At 56.2% G+C, this 22,479-nt stretch carries 23 protein-coding genes; 12 read left to right on the top strand and 11 right to left on the bottom strand.

The window, feature by feature from the left end; translation table 11 throughout:
• The first annotated feature begins 9 nt into the window (after positions 1 to 9).
• The 3 genes from AC2D8U_RS20340 to AC2D8U_RS20330 are packed head-to-tail and all read left to right on the top strand — an operon-like array spanning position 10 to position 1,584.
• Complete coding sequence (locus tag AC2D8U_RS20340; RefSeq protein ID WP_484620909.1) at positions 10 to 336, top strand: YbjQ family protein; 327 nt, start codon at positions 10 to 12, stop codon at positions 334 to 336.
• A 4-nt stretch (positions 337 to 340) separates the two neighbouring features.
• Positions 341 to 799, top strand: coding sequence for a YbjQ family protein (locus AC2D8U_RS20335; RefSeq protein ID WP_484620908.1), 459 nt, complete (start codon positions 341 to 343; stop codon positions 797 to 799).
• Positions 796 to 1,584 (top strand): M48 family metallopeptidase, encoded by a 789-nt coding sequence (locus AC2D8U_RS20330; RefSeq protein ID WP_484620907.1) that lies wholly within the window; start codon positions 796 to 798, stop codon positions 1,582 to 1,584. Before AC2D8U_RS20335 ends, AC2D8U_RS20330 begins: the two co-directional genes overlap by 4 nt.
• A 71-nt stretch (positions 1,585 to 1,655) precedes the next feature.
• Here AC2D8U_RS20330 and AC2D8U_RS20325 read toward each other — a convergent pair whose 3' ends face one another.
• Both AC2D8U_RS20325 and fadE read right to left on the bottom strand, forming a co-directional pair.
• Entirely contained in the window at positions 1,656 to 2,708 is a 1,053-nt protein-coding gene (locus tag AC2D8U_RS20325) for a YeeE/YedE family protein (RefSeq protein WP_484620906.1), read from the bottom strand.
• A 327-nt stretch (positions 2,709 to 3,035) separates the two neighbouring features.
• Positions 3,036 to 5,498: an acyl-CoA dehydrogenase FadE gene (fadE, locus tag AC2D8U_RS20320; protein WP_484620905.1), complete on the bottom strand. Its 2,463-nt coding sequence runs from the start codon at positions 5,496 to 5,498 to the stop codon at positions 3,036 to 3,038.
• A gap of 219 nt (positions 5,499 to 5,717) precedes the next feature.
• Between fadE and AC2D8U_RS20315 the strand changes: the two genes are divergently transcribed.
• The gene (locus AC2D8U_RS20315; RefSeq protein WP_484620904.1) at positions 5,718 to 6,494 is read left to right on the top strand and encodes a class II glutamine amidotransferase; all 777 of its coding nucleotides are present in this window, start codon (positions 5,718 to 5,720) and stop codon (positions 6,492 to 6,494) included.
• Positions 6,495 to 6,648: 154 nt separating this feature from the next.
• Here AC2D8U_RS20315 and AC2D8U_RS20310 read toward each other — a convergent pair whose 3' ends face one another.
• Positions 6,649 to 7,344 carry a DUF3108 domain-containing protein gene (locus AC2D8U_RS20310; RefSeq protein WP_484620903.1) on the bottom strand — a complete coding sequence of 232 codons (696 nt, stop codon included), beginning with the start codon at positions 7,342 to 7,344 and terminating at the stop codon, positions 6,649 to 6,651.
• Positions 7,345 to 7,356: 12 nt separating this feature from the next.
• Positions 7,357 to 7,701 (bottom strand): MGMT family protein, encoded by a 345-nt coding sequence (locus AC2D8U_RS20305; protein WP_484620902.1) that lies wholly within the window; start codon positions 7,699 to 7,701, stop codon positions 7,357 to 7,359.
• A gap of 95 nt (positions 7,702 to 7,796) precedes the next feature.
• Between AC2D8U_RS20305 and AC2D8U_RS20300 the strand changes: the two genes are divergently transcribed.
• A complete protein-coding gene (locus AC2D8U_RS20300; RefSeq protein WP_484620901.1) occupies positions 7,797 to 8,165 on the top strand; it encodes a hypothetical protein in 369 nt (122 codons plus the stop codon).
• Between the two features lie 77 nt (positions 8,166 to 8,242).
• Positions 8,243 to 9,082 carry an S-formylglutathione hydrolase gene (gene fghA, locus AC2D8U_RS20295; RefSeq protein WP_484620900.1) on the top strand — a complete coding sequence of 280 codons (840 nt, stop codon included), beginning with the start codon at positions 8,243 to 8,245 and terminating at the stop codon, positions 9,080 to 9,082.
• A 655-nt stretch (positions 9,083 to 9,737) separates the two neighbouring features.
• On the opposite strand, the gene AC2D8U_RS20290 is transcribed toward fghA, so the two are convergent.
• The 7 genes from AC2D8U_RS20290 to AC2D8U_RS20260 form a co-directional block, all read right to left on the bottom strand.
• Entirely contained in the window at positions 9,738 to 10,394 is a 657-nt protein-coding gene (locus AC2D8U_RS20290; protein ID WP_484620899.1) for a Bax inhibitor-1 family protein, read from the bottom strand.
• 149 nt (positions 10,395 to 10,543) lie between these two features.
• On the bottom strand, positions 10,544 to 10,990 hold the full coding sequence (locus tag AC2D8U_RS20285; RefSeq protein WP_484620898.1) for a GNAT family N-acetyltransferase: 447 nt from the start codon (positions 10,988 to 10,990) through the stop codon (positions 10,544 to 10,546).
• Positions 10,991 to 11,070: 80 nt separating this feature from the next.
• Complete coding sequence (locus AC2D8U_RS20280) at positions 11,071 to 11,553, bottom strand: hypothetical protein (protein ID WP_484620897.1); 483 nt, start codon at positions 11,551 to 11,553, stop codon at positions 11,071 to 11,073.
• Between the two features lie 136 nt (positions 11,554 to 11,689).
• Positions 11,690 to 12,127 carry a hypothetical protein gene (locus AC2D8U_RS20275; RefSeq protein WP_484620896.1) on the bottom strand — a complete coding sequence of 146 codons (438 nt, stop codon included), beginning with the start codon at positions 12,125 to 12,127 and terminating at the stop codon, positions 11,690 to 11,692.
• 132 nt (positions 12,128 to 12,259) lie between these two features.
• Positions 12,260 to 12,736 (bottom strand): hypothetical protein, encoded by a 477-nt coding sequence (locus AC2D8U_RS20270; RefSeq protein WP_484620895.1) that lies wholly within the window; start codon positions 12,734 to 12,736, stop codon positions 12,260 to 12,262.
• Between the two features lie 114 nt (positions 12,737 to 12,850).
• Complete coding sequence (locus AC2D8U_RS20265; RefSeq protein WP_484620894.1) at positions 12,851 to 13,330, bottom strand: DUF2059 domain-containing protein; 480 nt, start codon at positions 13,328 to 13,330, stop codon at positions 12,851 to 12,853.
• Positions 13,331 to 13,420: 90 nt separating this feature from the next.
• Entirely contained in the window at positions 13,421 to 13,795 is a 375-nt protein-coding gene (locus tag AC2D8U_RS20260; protein WP_484620893.1) for a hypothetical protein, read from the bottom strand.
• A gap of 401 nt (positions 13,796 to 14,196) precedes the next feature.
• On the opposite strand from AC2D8U_RS20260, the gene AC2D8U_RS20255 reads away from it, so the two are divergent.
• From AC2D8U_RS20255 to AC2D8U_RS20230, 6 genes are all read left to right on the top strand, one after another.
• Positions 14,197 to 15,018 (top strand): hypothetical protein, encoded by an 822-nt coding sequence (locus AC2D8U_RS20255; RefSeq protein ID WP_484620892.1) that lies wholly within the window; start codon positions 14,197 to 14,199, stop codon positions 15,016 to 15,018.
• Complete coding sequence (locus AC2D8U_RS20250) at positions 15,018 to 16,094, top strand: KTSC domain-containing protein (RefSeq protein WP_484620891.1); 1,077 nt, start codon at positions 15,018 to 15,020, stop codon at positions 16,092 to 16,094. Before AC2D8U_RS20255 ends, AC2D8U_RS20250 begins: the two co-directional genes overlap by 1 nt.
• Before the next feature lie 180 nt (positions 16,095 to 16,274).
• A complete protein-coding gene (gene imuA, locus AC2D8U_RS20245) occupies positions 16,275 to 16,970 on the top strand; it encodes a translesion DNA synthesis-associated protein ImuA (protein WP_484620890.1) in 696 nt (231 codons plus the stop codon).
• On the top strand, positions 16,970 to 18,391 hold the full coding sequence (locus AC2D8U_RS20240; protein WP_484620889.1) for a Y-family DNA polymerase: 1,422 nt from the start codon (positions 16,970 to 16,972) through the stop codon (positions 18,389 to 18,391). The genes imuA and AC2D8U_RS20240 overlap by 1 nt, the downstream gene beginning before the upstream one ends.
• Entirely contained in the window at positions 18,378 to 21,506 is a 3,129-nt protein-coding gene (locus AC2D8U_RS20235; protein WP_484620888.1) for an error-prone DNA polymerase, read from the top strand. The genes AC2D8U_RS20240 and AC2D8U_RS20235 overlap by 14 nt, the downstream gene beginning before the upstream one ends.
• 78 nt (positions 21,507 to 21,584) lie before the next feature.
• On the top strand, positions 21,585 to 22,439 hold the full coding sequence (locus tag AC2D8U_RS20230; RefSeq protein WP_484620887.1) for an alpha/beta hydrolase family protein: 855 nt from the start codon (positions 21,585 to 21,587) through the stop codon (positions 22,437 to 22,439).
• The last annotated feature ends 40 nt before the right edge of the window (positions 22,440 to 22,479 follow it).

Genomic DNA, 22,479 nt, shown 5'->3' with positions numbered 1-22,479 from the left:
TAAAAATAAATGGATCAGCAGGTTATCCTCACGAATATCGAAACGATTCCGGGTCGGACCATTCGAACTCACCTGGGACTGGTGCAGGGCAATACCGTTAGGGCGAAACACGTCGGCCGGGATTTTATGGCCGGGTTAAAGAACCTCGTTGGCGGTGAGCTTAAGGGCTATACCGAGTTGCTGCAGGAGGCTCGTGAGGAGTCGGTGGCCCGCATGGTGGAGCAGGCTCAGGCCATAGGAGCCAATGCCGTGATCAACGTGCGCTTTTCCACCTCCTCGGTCACCTCAGGGGCGGCCGAGCTCTTCGCTTATGGTACGGCTGTAGTGGTGGAGTAGTCCTATGTATGCCTTGCTAATAACCCTGATCTTATTGGTCATAGGCTATCTGTTTGGGCGCCATGCGGAGCAGAGTCATTTTACCCGTATTCGTCAGGCCGAAAGCGAACTGGCCCCTTTGCTGCTCTTCAGTGAAAAGCGGGTCCCTGAAGAGTTTCAGCCCTGTGACGTTGCCCTGGTGGGAGGCAATACCGTGGTTGCCGTGGATTACTTCAAGGTGATGGCCGCAGCACTGCGCAGTCTCTTTGGTGGACGGCTGACCGCCTATGAATCCCTGATCGAGCGCGCCCGGCGCGAATCGCTGATCCGAATGAAGCGCGAGGCCCAGGCCCTTGGCGCCCGCGCCGTCTTCAACGTTCGCCTGGAAACGGCGTCCATCAGTAAGGGCGCGAAAGACCAGCAGGTGTCGGTGGAAGTCTACGCCTACGGGACGGCGGTGATCCCAACTCAGCCGCGCCCATGAGTCGATTCGAAAACCGCCTACCACCAGAAAACAATGTCTCATCGGTACACCCGCTGAGGGAGTTTGGCGCCTTGCTGGCGGCCTTTGTGGCTGCCGGTATCGGTATTCTTGCCCTGTTGATGTTGGCCCTGCATTTTCTGGCGGCAAAGATCCCCTGGGAGTGGGAGCAGGCGGTTGGCCACTCCTGGTCGTCGTCGCTGCGCACCTCGAGCCCGGCTCAGGCAGAGCTGGATCGCTTGTTGGATGCCTTGGTCCAGGCCGATCCCCTTCCTGAGGGAATGCAGGCGCGGGCCACTCTGGTGCTCTCCCCTGAGATCAACGCCTACGCCGGCTTAGGGGGGGAGATCATCCTGAATACCGGTCTGGTGGATGCGCTGGACAGCGAAAATGCCCTGGCTTTGGTTTTGGCTCATGAACTGGCCCATGTTCGTGAGCGCCATGCTCTGAAACAGGCCACTCGGCAACTTGGCGTCCTTTTGCTGTGGAACGGGGTGGTGGGGGATCAGGCCCGTGTGGCGGAGCTGGCCGCCGGAGTGACCGAGATGGGGTTTAGCCGTGAGCAGGAAACCGACTCCGATGAGCGAGCCTTGCTGACGCTGCGTCGCTTCTATGGCCATCTGGGAGGTGCCGAGCGGGTATTTTCCAAGCTGGGGCAGGGGCCAGCCTGGGCATGGCTCAGTACCCACCCCGACACCCAGGCCCGGCAACAACGGGTCCTGGATGCCCAGCAGGTGTGGGGCAAAGGGGTGGAAACGCCCTTGGCTCCAGCTTGGTCAAAGCGTTAAGGCGGTAGAGAGGTTGGCACTCGGTGATCCCGACCTCGATCACTTAACCCGGCACCTTAAGCGTTTTTGCCTTAACTCAGGCGGCGCTGCAGTTGTAGGGAGAACCAGAAGCCAGTCATGGCGACGATCAACCAGAACCAGGCACTAAAGCTGCCACTGATCAGGGCACTGAAATAGGCCCCAATGTTACATCCTCCACCGATGCGGGCGCCGTAGCCCATCAGAACACCGCCGATCAGTGCGTAAAATGTTACGTTGAGCGGTAATCGGGTCAAAGGGGCAAATTTGCCCGATAGGGTCGTCGCCAGGAAGGCGCCTAAGATCAGGCCGATATTCATCACCGAGGTCACATCAAAGGCGATGCTGCGATCGAGCGCGGGACTGTGGTTCCAGTAGCTCCAGCTCGCAACGTCGATACCCGTTATTGCCAGTGCCTTTGAGCCCCAAAGTGCAAAGGCTGAGGTCACTCCCCATGGCCGCCCGGCCAGATGAAGGGTCGCCAGGTTGGCGAGGACCAGCAGAACCGCGATGGTGAGTATTGGCCATTCTCCTTTGAGGAGAAAACTCACGGCGCTCTTATCGTGGTTGATGGGACGTGCGGGAAGGAGCTTGCCGTGACGGCGCTGCTCAAGCCAGAGCGTCAGGGCACAGACACAGCTGCATAGCAGTAGCACCATCACAACGGCGAGCAGTGGACCAAACTCTTGTCCTAAGTTGATCACGGTACCGGGTTGGTGACGCCAGAAGTCGATATGGTGAGCTGCCAACACGGAGCCGGCAATAAAGCCGAGCAATACCAGGTAGATTTTGCTGCCACCGGAGCCAGCCAGGCGGAGGGTACCGGATGCGCAGCCACCGCAATATTGCATCCCCATGCCAAACATAAATCCGCCGATCAGCAGGGGAACACCTATGGGTGGGAAGAAGCCGCTGATCTGGGTGCCGGCAAAACTGCCTGAGTGCAGCAGGGGAATGAAGCAGGCAGCCCCTAAAGCCATCATCAGCATCTGGGTACGAAGGTTACGGCCATCCCGGTTTTCCAGGAGGTGGCGCCAGCCAGCGGTAAAACCGAACGCGGCTTGCACCAGGCTTATGCCGATCAACCAGCCTAAGGCGGTCAGCATAATTTGTGTGCTGGAGCCGGTATTAATCCCCACCCAGGCGAATAGGCCGAGGGTGAGTAACAAAGCTATCCAGTGAGATCGGTGCAGGCGCCAAGGTGTTCGGCGGTAAGTGAGTGTATGTTCCATCAGGCCTAATTCGGATTATTTTTTATTATGGGCGGCGGATTATTACGACAACCGTAGATTAGGGCAATTGCAGGTTAATACTCAAAAGGCATAGCTCATGCCTTGAATGTATCCTCCGTTGTCAGAGTGTGGCGAGTTGAATTCTGATGCGCCTTTTATAAAAACAGGCGCCCGAGGGCGCCTGTTTGTTCCGGGACTGTATCAGGCGGCTTTGCCGCCCTTCTTATTGCTCCCGGATCCACTGGCAGCCGGGCGGTTGGCCCTGAGCTCTTGCGGATCAAAGTCATTGACGTTGATGGCATGCAGGCGCCCGCGCTCGGCGTCTCGCAGCAGTTGGGCTTCCTCTTCGCTGATCACCTCCAGTGCCAGACCCTTCTGGGCGACCTGGTCCAGGAACATAAAGGGCAGCTTTTCACCGGCGGCCTCGCAGATCCGATCAAACAGCGGCTCAGCGGCGAGGATCAGGCCCAGAGTGTGCTCCAGACGGCCCAGGGCGTTCTGCTCGTGGTGTTCGAGCCACTGCCCGTCGATCAGCCGGCTTCGGGCGTCACAGGGGGTCTGCAAGATCCGGGCGATCTTGTGGTCCAGCTCATCGGAGGGACGCTTGATGGGCTGTCCCAGGGGGAACAGCAGCACCTTGAGGAGTCCGCCAATGCCCGGGAAGTTGTCGAGCAGCTCTATTTGAGCGGTTTGCAGCTTATGCAGGGAATCTTCAACGGCCCACTGCAGCAGGGGCAGATCGTCACTCTGGCGGCCTTCGTCATGGAAGCGTTTCAGCGTTGCCGAGGCCAGGTAGAGCTGGCTGAGAATATCTCCCAGGCGGGCGGAGATCCGCTCCTTGCGTTTCAGGCTGCCCCCAAGGGTGCCCATGGCCATGTCAGAGAGCAGGGCCAAGTTGGCAGCAAAGCGATTCATATGCTGGTAGTAACGGCGGGTCTGATCGCCAAATGGGCTGGTGGAGAAGCGGGCCGAGGTCAGGCCCAGCCAGACACTGCGGACCAGGTTGGAGCAGACAAATCCGACGTGGCCCCAGATCGCCTGATCAAACTGGATAAGGCTGCGGCTTGAGTCTTTATCAAAGGCGGCCTCCATCTCCTTGAGCACATAGGGGTGGCAGCGGATCGCCCCCTGACCATAGATGATCATGGAGCGGGTGAGGATATTGGCGCCCTCGACCGTGATGGCGATGGGAGCTCCCTGATAGCCCCGTCCCAGATAGTTATCCGGGCCCAGGCAGACGCCCTTGCCGCCGTGGATATCCATGGCGTCGATGATGCATTTTTGCATCCGCTCGGTCAGGTGCATCTTGACGATGGCGGAGATCACCGAGGGTTTTTCACCCAGGTTGAGGCCCGTGGTGGTCAGCGCCGTGACCCCATCCATCAGGTAGGCATTGCCACCGATCCGGGCCAGGGGCTCCTCGATCCCCTCCATCTTGCCGATGGGCAGTTTGAACTGGCGGCGGATCCGGGCGTAGGCACCAGTCGCCCCGGCCACGGTTTTGATCCCGCCGGCGGCGTTGGAGGGCAGGGTGATCCCCCGTCCGACCGATAGGCACTCCACCAGCATGCGCCAACCCTGACCAGCCATCTTGGGGCCGCCGATGATGAAGTCGAGGGGAATAAACACCCCATCGCCCTGAGTCGGGCCATTTTGGAACATGTTGTTGAGGGGGAGGTGGCGACGACCGATCTTGACGCCGTCCAGATCTGTCGGTACCAGAGCACAGGTGATCCCCAGCTCCTCCTTGTCGCCCAGCAAGCCGTCCGGATCCCTGAGTTTAAAGGCCAGGCCCAGTACGGTGGCGACCGGCGCCAGGGTGATGTAGCGCTTGTTCCAGGTCAGCTTGATCCCCAGGGTTTCCTTGCCCTCCCATTCACCCTGGCAGACGATGCCAAAATCCGGGATAGCACCGGCATCGGAACCCGCTTCGGGCGAAGTCAGGGCAAAGCAGGGGACTTCCTGGCCCAAGGCCAGGCGAGGCAGGTAGTACTCTTTCTGCTCTTTGGTGCCGTAGTGCTGGAGCAGCTCACCGGGCCCCAGGGAGTTAGGGACGCCGACGGTCGAGGCCAGGACCGTGGAGTGGCCAGCCAGCTTCTGCAATATTCGCGACTGGGCATAAGGCGTGAACTCCAGGCCGCCGTACTGCTTCTTGATGATCATGGCGAAGAACTTCTTGTCCTTCAGGTATTGCCATACCTGAGGGGGCAGATCGGCCAGTTCATGGGTCACTTCGAACTCATTGACCATGCCCATCACCTCTTCCACCGGCCCGTCCAGGAAGGCCTGCTCCTCATCGCTAAGCGTGGGGCGAACATAGTTGTGCAGCACGTTCCAGTCCGGGGCCCCGGAGAAGAGCTGTGCGTCCCACCAGGTGGTGCCGGCTTCGATGGCGTCTTTCTCCGTCTCGGACATCTCCGGCATGATGCCGCGGAAGATCTTGAGAATGGGCGTGGTCAGCAATGTGGTGCGCAGGGGCGTGAGGTTGAGGGGGATGGCGATAAGGGCAAAGAGTGTCCAGGCCAGGCTGCCGGTGATCCCCAGCAGGGTGCCCAGCAGCAGTATCACGGCAGTGACGGCCGTGAACAGCAGCAATGAAGCGCGTTGATAAAGCAGGGCCCCCAGTAGCACTATGGCGGCAAGACTCCAGATCAAAGTGGTCACGAGCATTCTCCTTGTCGATTCCCGGCTCGAAGTCCGAACGGTCGGACGTGCGATGGATCACAGTGTATGACACAGGTCAGACCTGTGTCACGAAATTATTAAACGGCCGTTTGATTATTGTTTGATGCGCGGTGGCTGGGCGTTAAGGGTTGGGCTTCAAAGGCTTTATCGTTATGCTTGCAGCCTGGGATCTGAGATATAAGACGAAGTAGAAGAATAATGTGTGAACTGCTTGCGATGAGCGCCAATGTGCCCACCGATATTGTGTTCAGTTTTACCGGGCTGGTTGAGCGTGGTGGCAAGACCGGACCACATCGGGATGGTTGGGGGATCACCTTCTACGATGGTCCCGGCAACCGTACCTTTAAGGACAGTGATCCCAGCTGCCACTCGGAAGTGGCCAGCATGCTCAAGTCCTACCCCATCAAGTCCAAGACGGTGATAAGCCATATCCGTCAGGCCAATCGGGGAAAGGTGTCACTGGAGAATACTCACCCCTTTGGTCGAGAGCTGTGGGGACGTAACTGGAGCTTTGCCCATAACGGCCAGCTTTCCGATTATAAGACGGTGCTGCAACCGCAACGTTTCCTTCCCGTCGGTGCCACCGACAGTGAGCTGGCCTTTTGTCACCTGTTGGACAAGCTGGCGGAGAAATACCCGCAAAAGCCCGCCAAGCGCGAGTCGGCCTTTCGTTACCTGGCCAAAGAGGGCAAGAAGCTGCAGAGCATGGGCGTGTTCAATATGCTGATCTCGGACGGCCCCTACCTGCTGGCTCTGTGCGGCAACAACCTGCACTGGATCACCCGTCGTGCGCCCTTTGGTGAGGCCCAGCTGATCGACACCGAGATGGTGATCGATTTCCAGAAGGAGACCACACCCAACGACATCGTCACGGTGATCGCCACTCGGCCCCTGACCAGCAACGAGGCCTGGCATAAGATGGCGGCGGGCAGCTGGTGTCTGTTCAAAGATGGCGAAGTGGTGGCACAGGGCTGAACGGCCTGAGTACACCTTTTGAATATCTGCCCAGTACCACCGGGGCGTTGCCGGCATCCTGCTGCATGGGGGGAGGATGCGGGGCAAAGTGAAAGAGGGAGACCGTCACGCAGGACGGTCTCCCTCTCTTTCCTTGGGGGCTGATCCGTGGCGGTCAGTTGTCGAAACGCACAGCCTTTAACTGCATGTCGGCCTTAAGTTCCCCCTCTTCGTAGTGGGCCAGGCGGGCGACGATGTAGTGAAGCTCAGGCACCAGCCAGAAGATGGTTTCCTTATCGTTACCGGGATCCCGGATCCGCTCCACCCGGATGGTGTCCAACTGGCCAAAGGGCAGCTGAAGCGTTTCTCGATCCGTGACCTTGAAACGGTACTCTCTCTGGCTGGTTTTATGGATAAAGGGGTAGGCCATCTCGGTTTTGCCCTGAGCCACATCGAGCCGCAGCTGCTGCTGGTAGAGCAGGGCGTCGTAGATGGGGGGGATCAGATCGAACTGGGCCGTTCGCTTCTTGTAGCGGGCATCGATCCGTCCGGTGTCATGATGAAACACCACGTTGGCGCCGAAGTTGGGTCCTGTGCCGCTGCGCTCCATGCGGTAATTGAGCGGCTGCAGGCGATTCTCATGGACCGAGAACTCGGTTTGCTCGGTGCGTTTGTCGGACAGGAACAGGTATTTCACCGCACTTTGATAGCCCATGCGGTAGCGATCCTCACCCAATTGCTGCAGTTCGTAGTAGCCGCCGCCTAGGGAATCCTTGCCATGGAGCACTTCGTAATCGGCACGAAATGGGGTGTAGGGACCGGCGGTGGCATACAGGGAGAGGCCAGCCAGTAGGGCGAAGAGCAAGCGCATAGGGATCCTTGTTTAAAATTCGAGTTGCCAGATCAGCTGGGCCAGATCCGGTTGCCATTGATATTCCGACAGCTTTACCCGCCCATTGTTCACCATAATCCCTTCGCTGCGCAGGTGCTCTATCTGTCGGGCATGGCCGGGACTCGTCTTGGGTATGCTGATCTTTCCCCCTGCGCCAATCACCCTGAACCAGGGCAGGGCGAGTGCTTGGGGGGCCATGCGCAGGGCTCGGGCCGCCAAGCGGGCTTTACCTGGCAGGCCGGCCAGATCGGCCAGTTGGCCGTAGGTCACTACTTTGCCCTTGGGAACCTGCTGCAGGGTTTTCCAGATCTGCTGAATTGCGGGACTGGCGGACATGGTGACGCTTCCTGTCGGGATGATGGGGCAAGACTAGCAAGATCGCTTCTGCTGCGCTATCTGTCATAGGAAGCAAAGGCGTGGGAATAAGAAAAATGACTAAAAAACTGGGCATTGCCTGTTTGGTGCTGCTGGGTCTGACCGGCTGTCAGGTGGGCGATCTGGGGACGTTTTCGACCCACAGCTACGCCACACAGGATCAACGGGCACACAGTGAAGTATTAGGGCCTGCCCGGATCGAATTATGCCAGCGTTTCTGGCTGTACCTGCTGCCCAGCGGAGCCGCGCCATCGGTGCAGACGGCGCTGTCCGAGGCGCTCACTGTGCACCCGGGAACCGATTTTTTGGTGAACCTGAGCATGGAGCGTTTGGATCATATCGGCATTGGCTACCGGGATGCCTGCATTCGAGTGGAGGGGATCGCCCATCGTGCCCTGACGTCGCAACCTCCCTCTGAGGGGTAATAGGGCTGATAGGGTTAACTCGGCGTTCGAGGATCCGTGCTATGGTCAGGATCGGATCAAGGGAAGGGGAGTACCCGATGGAACTGCTTTCGCAACAAGAGGTGTTTGACGGCTGGCTCAGGCGCTATCGACATCACAGTGATGCCACCGCCACCGATATGGTGTTTGCGGTGTTTTTGCCGCCCGCGGTGGCGGCGGGCAGGGTGCCGGTGCTCTATTGGCTGTCCGGGCTGACCTGCACCGATGAAAACTTCTGTCAGAAGGCCGGGGCGTTTCGTCTGGCGGCCAAACTGGGCCTGGCCATCGTCTGCCCGGATACCAGCCCCCGAGGGCTGGCTCTGCCCGGTGAGCACGACAGCTATGATTTTGGCTCCGGGGCCGGTTTCTACCTGGATGCCACCGAGCAGCCCTGGGCCGATCACTACCGCATGTATGAGTATGTGACGGAGGAGCTGCCGGCCCTGGTTGAGGCCATGCTGCCGGTGACGGCGGACAAGGCGATCAGTGGTCACTCCATGGGGGGCCATGGCGCCCTGATCTGCGCCCTGAAGAACCCGGGCCAGTACAACTCGGTCTCGGCGTTTTCGCCGATTGTGCATCCCAGCGCGGTGCCCTGGGGGCGCAAGGCCTTTACCGGCTATCTTGGCCCGGATGAGGCGGCCTGGGCAGCCTACGACGCCACCCTGCTGGTGGCCGACGCCGAAGAGCGCCTGCCCCTGTTGATCGATCAGGGCAGCAAGGATGAGTTTCTCGATCCGCAGCTTAAACCCGAGCTGTTTAAAGCGGCCTGTGACGCCGCCGGCCATCCCCTGACGCTGCGGATGCACCCGGGTTATGATCACAGCTACTACTTTATCGCCACCTTTATCGACGATCACCTCAGGTTCCATGCCGAGGCACTGGGGTTAAAGGTATAGGGTTTTGAGTTAATGGCGATCGCCCTGGCGTTTAACGGTGCACCAGCGCCGCAAAATGGTGCTGCTGGCGAAACGGGACGCCCTGCAGCCAAGGGCTGACCGCTTTGGTCCCAAAGCACGCCGCCCTATGCGTGCCTCAGGCGGCAGCTATCACCACAAAGAGGTCACCACTTTCTATGTTGTGGATGCCTGCGGCATGGCGATATGGTGCTTCACCAACTTGGTCGCGGCGTTGGCCGCAGCAACCAAAGGGGGCCAGCCCCTCTGGACTCCCCCTTTGCCTTCACTGCGGCGGCGCTGTGTCTCGGTTGAACAGTGTCTTCATTAACGCACGAGTAGTTAATCTCGCGGACAGCGTCGTCCTCGAAGTCGGCGAAGATACAGGGTGGGCCATCGGCTCTGGGGGCTGCTTTCGCCCCGTTCCGGCCGATTTGAACCTGGCCCCCTCGGCGTAGGTTAAGTTGAGCGCAGCGAAGCTCAACGTTGTTGAAGACGCCTGCGGAGGCCGATTTGAAGCTGGTCCCCCTCGGCGTAGGTTAAGTTGAGCGCAGCGAAGCTCAACATTGTGAACACGCCTGCGGAGGCCGGTTTCGCCATAAAGGAGTCACTGGGGTTTCAAATGAACCTGATCTCTTGAACCTTGAACCTGTGAATTCTATTTGCGTCCCATAATTCGAAGTATTCTCAAGAATAGATTAATAATATCCATGTATAGCGCTGCTGCGCTATCTACAGCATTGTCTATTGTTTTTGGAATTTGATTTGCTCGCCCCCAGTCATAACCGATATAACCACAGAAAATGATAACAACTGCCCAGTCTATCCATTCTTGGTGGATTCCAAGTATAAATATTTGAAAGAGCTCGACCACAATTACGACTATTAACGCAATAGTTAATACACCGGCGATTCTTTGGAAAAACACGGGAAAAATTGTTCCGAGTAGCATCATCATGCCAGTCACTAGGCCTGTAACCTTAATCGCACCTAAAACCAATGATGGGTCATGGCGTGATACAACCAAGTTGATAATGAGTCCAAAAGGAACAACTACAAAGTTGTAGCCGACAAAACTAACCAATGGGTTAGAGGATTTACTGAATAAGTAAACTCCAAAGAAGCAGCTTGCAAAATAGCCGATGAAAAAGATCCAGGGATTAATAGATGCAATTGACTCAGCCGGGATATTCCCAACCATTATCCAGTTAATCCAAAAGCCCCAACACAGCACCAGTCCGATCGTAAAATTATACAGCCGTGAGCTTACTTCTTGCTCTCCGTTGTAAGTGCGTTCAAAAACATTCGATTCCATCACCCCTAGTTCTCCTTTTTCCTATTCACATTACGCCGCGTCAAGTGGTGAGCAACGCAGGCAACCATACCTAACTTATTGTGACGTAAACACTAAAGCTGAATCAAACCGAAAATATCGAGCGTTAGGAATCCGTCTTAAACGCTTTGTTATGAGGCAACTTGAAGCGACAAAGAAAGGAAGTTTTCATCGCTTTTAGTCACCTTATAGCCAAGAGATTTGTAAAACCTTACCGCTGACTCATTTCTAGTAAAGCTTGATAAGGTTACGTGACTACGCCCTTGCTTTCGCGCTATTTCGTGAGCCATGTTCATTACTCTTTCACCCAAATTTTTATTTTGAAATTCTGGAAGCACAATGAGTAAATGTACATGAAGTGCATTGTCGTAAGGCTTGAAGCATAGCATTCCAACTTTCGTGTTATTGAGATAAACCCAGTGAAACCAATGCGGCTCATAGTCACTTTTTAAACGATTGACCTGAAACTCATCACACCAACCAAAGACGGCATCAACATGCGAATAAAGTCCTTGTTTTACAACAGAAAATAGACTTTCAAACTCATCACTTTTTATTTGTATTAGTTGAATATCCATATTCCTCATAACACCAGTAATAGCGGGCCGGCTAGTGAAACGAGCAGCCTGATTACTCTTGTTACGTTTTATCGCATAATTCATGCAATAAACCCACAGAACCTTAAGGCAGCAGAACTTCCATCCAGACTTATTTCAGCTTCCGTAGAAAAATATTCATCGTCATCATCTCTTTTCCGGGAAAAGTTCTTATAGATCTCAGCCGTAATATAAAGTGAGTCAGAGTTAGCAATTCTATACAGTAAATCATCTGAAATTTGTGAGTGGTCAAAGTTATCATCACCCAACCTTAGGCTTACGCTCTTAATATACTGTCCATACAAATGAGCACGAAAAGGCTCAGTTTTTTCAAATCGGCCTCCCCACCCATTCGAGAAGATGGTTAGCGATGCTAATGTTTCTCCGACAATAAACTCTACCGTTGGCCGACAAAGTCCGGAAGACTCTTTATACGCTACCCAGTCCTTGTGAGAGAATCTTTCCTCGATATTATTGGAATAAATGATGTGATCAGCACTTGCACAAAATGAAAAAAGTGCAACCATGACTAAAATATTTCTCATCGAACTCCCTTACAACAAAGAAAAGTAACGCCGCGCACTGCCGCCGGAGGCTATTGGCGCGCTTTTTTGTGGAACACAAAAAACGTGACAATGGCCGGAGGTTGGTTGCTGAGCCTTGTTATGGCTTTGCCCATTTTTAAGCTGCACTGTAACTACCAACTACCCTTTGTAAATGCTCGATTTTATTAGGGCTATCCCTTTTTTTAAATTGGCCGGATATGTAACTAACGCTATTTTTACATTGAATTTTAAACACAGGATTTAAATAATCCGTTTTTAAAATTAAGTGTGTCTTTGTAGTAAATTCAAGCATTATCCCACCATCAATGCTTGCGTAAGAAGGGCCTGAGGTAATCTTGGATAAAAATGGCAATTCCTCTTTGAAACATTGATAGTGTTTGTTTGCGTAGTTCTCTAATTCAGGGCCATTTTTAGAGTGGTAAATATCAATCATAAATATATCTTCACCATCCTCAAAGGTTAATGCAGATATATCATCACCCCATTGCTCATCTGTAATGTTCCAGCTTTCCGGATACTCGAAGGAAATCTCATTTTTATTAAATTTCTTCATGATTTCACTTAGCCATAACGCCCTGTTAAGGTGTGAGCAACGCAATGCCGAAGCTCCCGCATACCACCTTAAACACAAAATGCAACGCATAGCAAAAATGCCAAGCGTTGCGAATTACTCTTAAACAGACTGTTATGTGTTTTTTTCACCATATTCAATTTCGTCTCTTGCTTGGTTGTATTTACAAAACGTAAACCAAGCAATGCCGCCGCCTAACCCTAGAACTAACAACCTTTGAATAATTCCCGGCATATCAATGAACCATATAGGTGTTGTCGCAACAATATACGCAGAGAAACCAACAACCCAATAAGTCCAACTAAGCAAGCTTAACGTTGAACGATTGCCATCAAGTTTCCCAGTTATTAGCCAATGGTAAACCCGCCAAGCAAACATGCCACTCATCACCATAATGTAAATTCCGATGTCGGTATTTACCCCTGATATATCTTCATCATAGGAGTATCGTCCACTACCTCGAGTTACATTAATTGTTTCCCCAAAGTCAATATAAGTAGGCAATCCAAGGAAGTCTACGACTGAATCTAACACTATGTAAATTAAGCAAAATGAAACAAAACTAATTAGTAAAGATAATTTAGAATTCAAGATTTACTTCCTATAAAACATAACTCGAGAAAACACATAACGCCAGTAACAGCGGGCCGGCCGAAGGCCGGTCCGGCGAGTGAAACGAGCAGCCTGATTACTCTTGTTAGACACTTACTCAGACCCTTTAATGTGTAAATGAAACCAATCTAAGAAATGCTTGTTTTCTTCTTGATACTCGTCAACATACTTAGTCATGCGGTCTTTAAACTCGTGCACCATAACTTTGTCCAAGTGCTCCGCTGAACCAAAGAATTTTTGGCCCACATCACTTTCCAAGAAAGTTATTAACTCTAACATCTCCCAATCTTCGTATGTGCTTTCAATAGCACTTGACAGCAGTACCTCTACATCACGCCACGCAAGGTGCCTTTCAATAATAGATTCAACATTTTTTAAATGCTCTTGATGCTTTTCATACAAAATTGGATCTTCACTTTCATCGACATCCATGCTGGTAGGCAAGATCTGCTCAATGGTTTGCTCCCACTGAGTTTGCGCCCCCATTAACTGAAGCAACTTATGGCTATTCTCGCTTGCCGTCACTTGAAAGGTGGCAGCTGTAAAAAGCACAGCAATTCTAAAAAAGTTCATTGTTATCCTTATTAGAGTGTCTAACGCCCCCAACAGGGGACGAGCGTAGCGAGATCCCGCGCACGCAGTGCGCAATTCTGATTGGGCTTGTTAAGAGTCGCCACCACCACCGCCCCCATCACTGAATCCGCCACTTCCACCATCACTATAATCACCGCCTCCGCATCCATCATCAGCTCTAGATGAACCAACATAACTAACGTGTTGGTCTACGATGTAAGCGAAAAATAGCCTGTCCCAAACTATGTCCCACCTCCGGCCAGAGTCTTGTGCTCTGCTATATAGCTCTACTCTCAGTAACGATTGAAGTAGCACTGGCCCAACAACAGGAAGAAGCCAAGACATTAAAATAGCAGCTATAGATTGCTTGCGATCAAGCATATCGCTACGAATAACCATATAGGTAATTCGCACCGACATATACAAAATACAACCAAATACGACGACCGTTATGTAGTTGAGCATTCGTCACCATCCTTGGGACTCTTAACAGTGTATTAGTGCGACCTTGCAAGCTTGCTGTACCTTGCAAGGTCGCGTTAATGCTGCATCCAGATGCCGTTCTGTTTAACCAATTTCCTTCCGAATCAAACTCATGTCAACTCAAATGGTGCCTGCTGCGCAGCGAACCTGTGCCTGCTGCGGATGGGCAGTGGCCTGTTCTGCGCTCCTTCTTTGTCGTCGTTGCGCCCGTTTCAGGCTCAGGTCCGGCCCTGGCGGGTTGGACTGGCAGGCGACTGGCTCCCGTTTTACTCACTGCTGGGTTGAGGTGTGGCTAATCCGCTTAACTGATCCTGATGCGCAAAGGCCGGTTGCGTGTTTGCCAAGGAGAGAGGGAAGTCTCGTGATGAAACCAAGGAGTGGAGATGAACATAGTATATCGATGGATCGTGCTGGGACTCTGGGGGCTGTCACTGCCAGTCGGTGCCCTTGAGTTTGATGCCTTTGCCCCGTGGGAGCAGGGGGTTCGTTACAGCAAGGGGGCCGTGGTGCGCCAGGCCAGCCACCTGTGGATTGCCGATAAACCAGGGAAGCCGTCCCCACCTACCGAGGACCGAGGCTGGGTACGGGTTAAGATTGAGTCAGCAGCTCCCTGGCGGTCTGGAAAAGAGTATGCCGCCGGTAGCGTGGTCTTGCTCGATGAGGAGCCTTTCTTTGCCCTAAAGAAGGCCAAGCGTTCGCCCCGGCATCCTTCAGCCAAATCCAAGTGGCAGGCATTTCGTCACCCCGCCCTGGGGTACGATCTGCCTCTGGTCGATGAGGCGTTGGCAAAACAAAGCTTGCTGGGGATCGATCTTAATGACAATGGGATCCGGGATGACTACGAGGTCTTTGTGGTGATGACCTACTCTCAGCGCACTCGGGAGGTGGGCCTTGGCCTGGCGGACTCCTATCAAAAAGCCCTGATGGCGGACGCTGCGGCGATCGCTTCCTGGCCAGAGGAGGAGGTACGCGATCTGTTTGAATCCTTGGTTCAGATGTATTCGTGTAAACGGGAGTTACGAAAGAGCGACCCCAGCTTTACGGGGTTCGAATACAAATATTTTAATACGTTAGAGCGAGTAAGCGCCTATCGTCGAAATCAGAAACTGATGTTGGATATTTTGACAACGCAGTATCGACCTCCTTTTGTTGAAGATCCGTGCTCCCGAGCGGTCCTGCTGGTTGAAGCTGGAGGTCGTTGGTAATGAAACGTTTATTTTTAGTGGTATTACTTTTACTGAGTTCATACCAGGCTCAGGCGGCATTTTCCTGCGGCAAGAGTGTTGATTCTTTGCAGCTGGTTTACATTAACGGCATGTTTACTCACGCAGCCGGTTTTATCGACTCCGTTCGGGAGTTGGATCAGTTCCAAAACTGGCGACTGACCGGTGCGTTTCCTAAACATGGGCCGGTGATTGGCTTTCATAATTATGACGAAGTCACCACGGAGCAGTTGCGGGAAGTATTCCTGCAAAAGCTCAGCTCTCTGGGACGGTCGGATTGGCTGGAAGCGTTCTGGCGTTTTGTTAATGGCGAGTCCATCGGCGTGCTGGAGCTCTCCCCCTTCTTTTTGCTTTGGGCCGAGACGGTGGCCGAATACTACTCCATTGGTGATGAACGGGATTTCAGCAAGATGGCGCAGGCGCTGCGAAATGATCTGGGCTCTTGTGCCAGGACGGTGCTGGTGACTCACTCGCAGGGTAACTTTTATGGCGATCACCTGTTTACTGACTTCCTGTCGAACTACTTCCTGGAGGGGGAGTGGCCGTTAGAGGAGTACGTGATGCTGGGGCAGATGGCGGTGGCAACCCCCTCCTATCAAGTGGGAGGGGCGGCAGGATCCGCGCACGCAGAGGTTCTGGGCAATGTGACCAATAACACCGATCTGGTGATGGCGGGGGTGCGGGCCACGGTTGGGGCGCTGCCCTCTACCTATGCGGCCAGCTTTAATCTCTTTGACTGGAGTGGTCACGGTTTCTATGAATCCTATTTGGTGCAGCCCGGGCAATCGGAAGCGATTGCCAATCGGATTGTGGAGATCGCCTACGACATGACGCCCTGGCCCATGCATGGGCAGCAGGCCGTGGACTCTACGGCCATCGCAAGCTTCGGGTTTTCAGCAGTGAGCAAGATCCTGGATATCGAGTTTGTCAGTGGGGCCATCTATCGTTACTACGAGGTTCCGGCCCCTGTGGTCGATGGGCTACGACAAGCCGGTTCGAAGGGCAGTTACCTCTACAACAAGATCCGCAGTTCGTTTGAGTACGAACGGTTGAACTAGCTGCGAACAGCTTAGATTTGAGTTCCAGCTTCCGGGCCCGGCAAACGCCGGGCCTGCTCTTTGGTTGGCGCGCCTGTGTGGCTTATCTCTCACATCGGACGGGATGGCCTTGCCAGAGCATGGGGCGATCCGGCTATACTGTATAAATGTACAGTTAAACGGTGGGTAGGCTGAGATCCCATGGCCGCAGACGTTTCCCCGCTGCTCACTCGCCCCGATATCTGGTTGGGGCGACAGTGGCAACATGATAATCAAGCTATTGCGACAGGTTTTGCCACGCTGGATCAGCATCTGGCGGGACAGGGCTGGCCGGAGTATGGCGTGGTGGAGCTGGTGGGCACGGCACAAGGAGAAACCTTGCTGGGGTTGACCGATCTGCTGCTGCCTGTGCTTAAGGCGCAACAGGACAGTGAGCGCTGGCAGGTGTGTGTGGCCCCACCGGCCCTGCCTCACGCTCCGGCCTGGGCGGAAGCGGGGATCGCCCTGAGCCGTTTTGTCTGGATTGATACCCAGTGCCGCAAGGAGCAACTGTGGACCCTGGAGCATAGCCTTAACTCGGGTCGCTGCAGTGTGGTGCTTGCCTGGCTCGATGAGCTGAACGCAACCCAGGCGCGTCGCCTGCAACTGGCGGCGCAGAAAGGGCGTTGCTTGTTGTTTGTGCATCTGCCGTCAAGCGTCCTGGCGGAGCATCACGCGGTCTCCCTGCGGCTGGGAGTGAGCCCTGATCCCTCGGGCTGCACCGTGCAACTGCTCAAGCAGCGGGGCGGCTGGCCCCAGCCCGATCTCCCCCTGTCACTGCCCCATCGGGCTAAAGCACCTCGGCACACCCCAGTGGGGCCTGAGCAAAGCGTCGGCGTGGTTCAGGGACCCTGGTGATGCTGCTGGGCCTGCATTTTATCGATCTGAGTCTGCACCACCGCGCCCGCGGTCAACAGCAGCTCGAGCATCCCATGGCTCTGTTTGGCGGCCACCCCCTGACAGTGCTGCAGTGCAATGCTCAGGCCCGTCAGCAAGGGGTGGCGGTGGGGCAGAAGCTGGCGACCGCCACCGCCCTGTGCGAGTCACTGGTACTGCTGCAGGGCGATGAACAGGAAGATAGGCAGATCCTTGAGCAGCTGGCCGAGTGGGCCTATGGCTTCAGTGCCCAGATCACCCTGGTGGCGCCGGATCTCCTGATCCTGGAGGCCAGCTCCATGCTGAGGCTGTTTGGTGGACAGGAGGGCTGGCTGGCGCAACTGGGCTCGGATCTTGATGCCATGGCCCTGCCATGGCGGGCAGTGCTGGCCGAGACGCCGCTGGCGGCCACTCTGCTGGCTCGCCATGGCCATCAGGGGGATACGATGATGATGGGTCAGGGAACGATCCTGGCCGAGCCGGAGCAGGCCCTGGCCCGCCTGTTGCCTTTGTCTTTGGCCCGGTTGGAGCGACCGGAGGCGACGCGCCTGGAGAGCATGGGGATACGAAGCCTGGCCCAGCTGATGGCCCTGCCACGCTCAGAATTGGGGCGACGTTTTGGCGGGGAGCTCTTGCTATGGCTGGAGCGCCTGTTGGGGGAGCGGCCCGATCCCCGAGAACACTTTCAGCCGCCGCAGCATTACCGACGCAAGCTGGTGCTGCTTGAGGAGCTGGAGCATCTGCAGGGCTTGAGGTTTCCACTGAAACGTCTGTTTGCTGAGCTGGGCGATCTGCTGCGTCGACGCCAGTTGGCCTTGCCGCAGTTGGAACTCCTGTTGCACCACAGGCACCGTCCAACGACGGTGATCGCCCTGCGAGGAGCTGGCAATGAACACAGGGCCGAGGCGTGGATGGCCCTGTGCCTGTTGAAGCTGGAGCGTCTGACCCTGTTTGAGCCTGTGATGGAGATCGAGCTGGTGGGGGAAACGTTGCAGCCTTTGGAGGTGTACAGTGAGCGCCTGATCGGCGGAGGGGCACCGGACAGCGCCGCGCAGGATCTGCTGGCGCAACTGGCGGCGCGCCTGGGTGAGGATCGGGTTCGCAGCCTTGAGGCGGTGGCCGAACATCGGCCCGAGTACAGCAGTCGTCCTGTGCCAGCCGGCCAGGGCGGGGATCTACGCGATGGCCCCAGTGGCTTGCACCGTCCCTGCTGGTTACTGCCCCAGCCCCGGGCGATCGTCCGGGAGCAGTACCAACTGCTACGGGGTCCGGAGCGGATCGAGTCCGGCTGGTGGGAGTCGATGCCCATCGCCCGGGATTACTTTCTGGCCCAAGCCCCGGAAGGCGGCCTGTGCTGGATCTTCCACGGCAGCGAAGGCTGGTTTTTGCATGGCTGGTTCTGACTTGGCGGCGACGGCCACCCATGAGACGGGGTATGCCGAGCTGCACTGCTTGAGCAACTACAGTTTTTTGCGCAGTGCCTCTCATCCGGATGAACTGGTGGCCCGAGCGGCCGAGCTGGGCTACGCGGCCCTGGCAATCACCGATGAGTGCTCCATGGCCGGGGTGGTCAAGGCACACGAGGCCGCCAGGGCTCATGGGCTTAAGTTGATCATCGGCAGCAGTTTTCGTTTGGGGGAAGGGCAACAGGGGGACACGCTGGTGTTGCTGGCGCAAAACCGGGAGGGCTATGGCCAGATCTGTCGATTGATCACGCAAGCCCGGCGTCGCTGTGACAAGGGTTGCTACCGGCTCGACTGGAAGGATCTTGCGGCGGATCGGCTGGCGGATTGCCTGCTGTTGTGGTCCCCCGAATACGCAGAGCGATTGGATGAGCTCGCGTCCCGGCTAAAGGGGGAGTGGCATGGCCGCTTTTACCTGCTGCTGGAGCGGGTTCTGGCGCCGGGTGAAGGGGGACGATTGACGGCGCTGCAGGCACTGGCCGAGAGGGCGGGGATCCCCCTGGTGGCGGCGGGCCAGGTACGGATGCACCGGCGTGAGCGCAAGCCCCTGTTGGATGTGCTCGATGGCATTCGCCAGGGCTGTACCCTGATGCAGGCCGGGGAGCGACTGACGGCCAATGCCGAGGCGTACTTAAAGCCTCGGCCGTTATTGCAAAAGCGCTATCGAGCCGCCTGGCTGGAACAAACCCTGGCGATCGCCCGGCGCTGTACCTTCTCCCTGGACGAGCTGCGCTACGAATATCCGGCGGAGCTGGTGCCCGAGGGGATGACGGCCTCGCAGTTTCTGCGCCAGGAGGTGGACAAGGGGGCCCGCTGGCGCTTTGGCGACAGTGTGCCAAAGAAGGTGCAGGCGCAGCTCGATAAAGAGTTGGTGCTGGTGGATGAGCTGGGTTACCACTACTTCTTTCTCACCATCTACGACATCGTTCGCTTTGCCAAGTCGAAGCGGATCCTGCATCAGGGCCGGGGATCGGCTGCCAACTCCGTGGTGTGTTACTGCCTGGGGATCACCGAGGTGGATCCCACCAAGGTTAATCTGCTGTTTGAACGCTTCCTCTCCAAGGAGCGCAATGAGCCGCCGGACATCGATGTGGATTTTGAGCATCAGCGGCGGGAAGAGGTGATCCAGTACATCTACGGCAAGTATGGGCGTGAGCGCGCGGCGCTGGCGGCTACGGTGATCAGCTACCGTTTCAAGAGTGCCCTGCGGGATGTGGGCAAGGTGCTGGGGCTGGACGAGGCCTATGTGGAGCACCTGATCCGGGGAACGGATCGTCGCGATAAGACGCTCCCCTGGCAGAAGCAGTTGCATAACCTGGGACTGGGCGAGCAGGGCGTGGCCGGCCGGCACCTCATTCCCCTGGTCGAGCAGCTTCTGGGCTTTCCCCGCCACCTGTCCCAGCATGTGGGGGGATTTATTATCTCTGCCGGGCCCTTATACGAACTGGTGCCGGTGGAGAATGCGGCGATGGCGGATCGCACGGTGATCCAGTGGGACAAGGACGATCTGGAGAGCCTGGGGCTGCTCAAGGTGGATATCCTGGCGCTGGGCATGCTCAGTGCCATTCGTCGCTGCTTTGCGCTGGTGAGCCAATGGCAGGGCCAGCCCATGGGGATGAGTGAAGTGCAGTGGGAGCAGCCCGAGGTGTACAACATGTTGTGCCAGGCGGACAACATCGGCGTATTCCAGATCGAATCCCGAGCCCAGAGCAACATGCTGCCGAGGTTGCGGCCCCGCTGTTATTACGATCTGGTGGTTCAGATCGCCATCGTCCGCCCCGGACCGATCCAGGGGGATATGGTGCACCCCTACCTTAAACGGCGGGATGGCCGAGAGGCGGTGAGCTATCCCAGTGAGGCGGTCAAAGGGGTGCTGGCCAGGACCCTGGGTGTGCCGATCTTCCAGGAGCAGGTGATCAAGCTGGCGATGGTGGCGGCGGGATTTTCCGGTGGCGAGGCGGATCAGCTGCGCCGGGCCATGGCCAGCTGGAAGCGTCATGGCGAGTTGGAGAAGTTTGAAAGTAAGTTGAAAGAGGGCATGGCCGAGCGGGGCTACAGCAGTGAGTTTGCCGATCAGATCTTTCGGCAAATTCGTGGCTTTGGCGAGTACGGCTTCCCAGAGTCCCACTCGGCCAGCTTTGCCCTGCTGGCCTATGTTTCCGCCTACCTGAAATATCACTATCCGGTCGCCTTCACCTGTGCCCTGCTCAACAGCCAGCCGATGGGGTTCTACACCCCATCTCAGTTGGTGCAGGATCTTCAGCGTCATGGTGGCAGGATCCTGCCCATCGATCTCCAGGTGAGCCAATGGGATCACCAGATTGAAAACGTTGAGGGCAAGATGGCGTTAAGGCTGGGTTTTCGTCTGGTGAAAGGGCTGTCCCAGGGTGTTGTTGCAGCACTGCTCCAAGTCCGTCCCGAAGGCGGTTTTACCGATCTGCATCAACTGGTGCAGTTGACCGGACTGGATAAGGGAGCCCTGGAGGCGCTGGCGGCCGCAGATGCACTGAAGGGGGTGGCTGGGAACCGCCATCAGGCGCGCTGGTTGCTGGCAGGGGAAGCGGAGCAGCTGCCCCTGTTTGCCCAGGCCGGAACCGGCTTGGCCGAGCTGGACGAGACTTCGATGCCGGCGCCTGGTGAAGGGGAAGGGATCCTGAGTGACTACCGGCAGACGGGCCTGAGCCTCGGGCGTCACCCCTTGAGCCTGCTGCGAGAGCAGGGGGAGCTGGTCGGGTGTCTGAGCGCCGCAGAGCTGTCGAGTTGTCGTCATGGTCAGCTGGTACAGCTGGCCGGACTGGTGGTGGGGCGGCAGCGTCCGGGCACCGCCTCCGGGGTGACCTTTATTACCCTGGAGGATGAAACCGGTAATGCCAACCTGGTGGTGTGGGCGGATACGGCCCGTGCCCAGCGCCAGCCCTACTTGACGGCAAAACTGCTGAAGGTGCGTGGCATCGTTGAAAAAGAGGGTGGGGTGATCCACCTGGTCGCGGGACGTTTGGAGGATCTTTCAGCGAAGATCGCCGAATTAACCGTCTACTCTCGGGATTTTCATTGAATGGGCTGCATTCCCTGTTGCCAATGGTCGCCTTTGGGGGGCATTCTTCTCGCCCGAATGATCTGAGGGAGCCCGATTTTGAAACGCTTGACCGAACGCTTGGTCTGCCCCGATGGACAGCCCCTGGCCGCGACCTGGTTCTTACCTGAGGGGGCGCCAAAGGGCGGCTTTCTGCTGTCTCCTAAATTTGGGGTGGCTCGTGAGTATTATGCCGAGCTGGCACAGTTCCTTGCTGAGCAGGGATTTGTCGCCCTGATCTTTGACTATCGGGGCGTGGCGGGTTCTCGCCTTAAGAGTCAGCAACCCCAGTTGACGACCATGGCCAGTTGGGGGCAACTGGATATACCCACGGCGCTGCGCGCACTGCAAAAGCGGGTCGGTGAGCTGCCAATACACTATCTCGGTCATGGTTGTGGTAGCCAGTTGCTGGGGTTGGCAGACAATGCCTCTGAGCTGGCTACCTGTACCCTGGTGGCGGGCTCAGTTCCCTACTGGCGTCATTATGGTTTGGGTGGCATTAAAATGTGGCTGAACTGGCACCTGTTTCTTCCCCTTCTTTCCATGGGCAAGGTGTTTCCCGCCAAGGCTCTGGGCCTGGCACCCACTGATATCCCTGCCGGGATCATCCGTCAATGGGCGCAATGGGGACGAAGTCGGGATTACCTGTTTGGAGGGGCGGACGGACTCGGTCTGGGAGGTTATGCCCGGATCACCCAGCCTTTGCTCAATATCGGCTTTGCTGATGATAAACAGGCTCCCCCTGGGGCGGTACTGGATCTGGCGGATCGTTACCCCAATGCCTTTCAGGAGTCTCGCATCATAAGTGGTGAGCGTCTGGCTAAATTGGGGGGAATGGGCCACGATGACTTTTTTAAGGCCGAAAAAGCCCATGCCCTGTGGCAGGAAGTCTTGGATTGGATTGACCAGTATTAGCTGGCCTAAAGTTTAGCTAAGGGAATGAAAGAGAGAAAAA

Source organism: Ferrimonas sp. YIN67, assembly GCF_057219095.1.
The sequence above is the reverse complement of the archived record's forward strand: the minus strand, read 5'-3'. Positions and strand labels throughout refer to the sequence as shown.

Coding starts and splice junctions, on each gene's coding strand:
- AC2D8U_RS20335 (WP_484620908.1), top strand. CDS start 341: ATGTATGCCTTGCTAATAACCCTGATCTTATTGGTCATAGGCTATCTG.
- AC2D8U_RS20235 (WP_484620888.1), top strand. CDS start 18,378: ATGGCTGGTTCTGACTTGGCGGCGACGGCCACCCATGAGACGGGGTAT.
- AC2D8U_RS20330 (WP_484620907.1), top strand. CDS start 796: ATGAGTCGATTCGAAAACCGCCTACCACCAGAAAACAATGTCTCATCG.
- AC2D8U_RS20260 (WP_484620893.1), bottom strand. CDS start 13,795: ATGCTCAACTACATAACGGTCGTCGTATTTGGTTGTATTTTGTATATG.
- AC2D8U_RS20265 (WP_484620894.1), bottom strand. CDS start 13,330: ATGAACTTTTTTAGAATTGCTGTGCTTTTTACAGCTGCCACCTTTCAA.
- imuA (WP_484620890.1), top strand. CDS start 16,275: ATGGCCGCAGACGTTTCCCCGCTGCTCACTCGCCCCGATATCTGGTTG.
- AC2D8U_RS20310 (WP_484620903.1), bottom strand. CDS start 7,344: ATGCGCTTGCTCTTCGCCCTACTGGCTGGCCTCTCCCTGTATGCCACC.
- AC2D8U_RS20300 (WP_484620901.1), top strand. CDS start 7,797: ATGACTAAAAAACTGGGCATTGCCTGTTTGGTGCTGCTGGGTCTGACC.
- AC2D8U_RS20280 (WP_484620897.1), bottom strand. CDS start 11,553: ATGAGAAATATTTTAGTCATGGTTGCACTTTTTTCATTTTGTGCAAGT.
- AC2D8U_RS20255 (WP_484620892.1), top strand. CDS start 14,197: ATGAACATAGTATATCGATGGATCGTGCTGGGACTCTGGGGGCTGTCA.
- AC2D8U_RS20285 (WP_484620898.1), bottom strand. CDS start 10,990: ATGGATATTCAACTAATACAAATAAAAAGTGATGAGTTTGAAAGTCTA.
- AC2D8U_RS20315 (WP_484620904.1), top strand. CDS start 5,718: ATGTGTGAACTGCTTGCGATGAGCGCCAATGTGCCCACCGATATTGTG.
- AC2D8U_RS20325 (WP_484620906.1), bottom strand. CDS start 2,708: ATGCTGACCGCCTTAGGCTGGTTGATCGGCATAAGCCTGGTGCAAGCC.
- AC2D8U_RS20240 (WP_484620889.1), top strand. CDS start 16,970: ATGCTGCTGGGCCTGCATTTTATCGATCTGAGTCTGCACCACCGCGCC.
- AC2D8U_RS20290 (WP_484620899.1), bottom strand. CDS start 10,394: ATGGAATCGAATGTTTTTGAACGCACTTACAACGGAGAGCAAGAAGTA.
- AC2D8U_RS20250 (WP_484620891.1), top strand. CDS start 15,018: ATGAAACGTTTATTTTTAGTGGTATTACTTTTACTGAGTTCATACCAG.
- AC2D8U_RS20305 (WP_484620902.1), bottom strand. CDS start 7,701: ATGTCCGCCAGTCCCGCAATTCAGCAGATCTGGAAAACCCTGCAGCAG.
- fghA (WP_484620900.1), top strand. CDS start 8,243: ATGGAACTGCTTTCGCAACAAGAGGTGTTTGACGGCTGGCTCAGGCGC.
- AC2D8U_RS20340 (WP_484620909.1), top strand. CDS start 10: ATGGATCAGCAGGTTATCCTCACGAATATCGAAACGATTCCGGGTCGG.
- AC2D8U_RS20275 (WP_484620896.1), bottom strand. CDS start 12,127: ATGAAGAAATTTAATAAAAATGAGATTTCCTTCGAGTATCCGGAAAGC.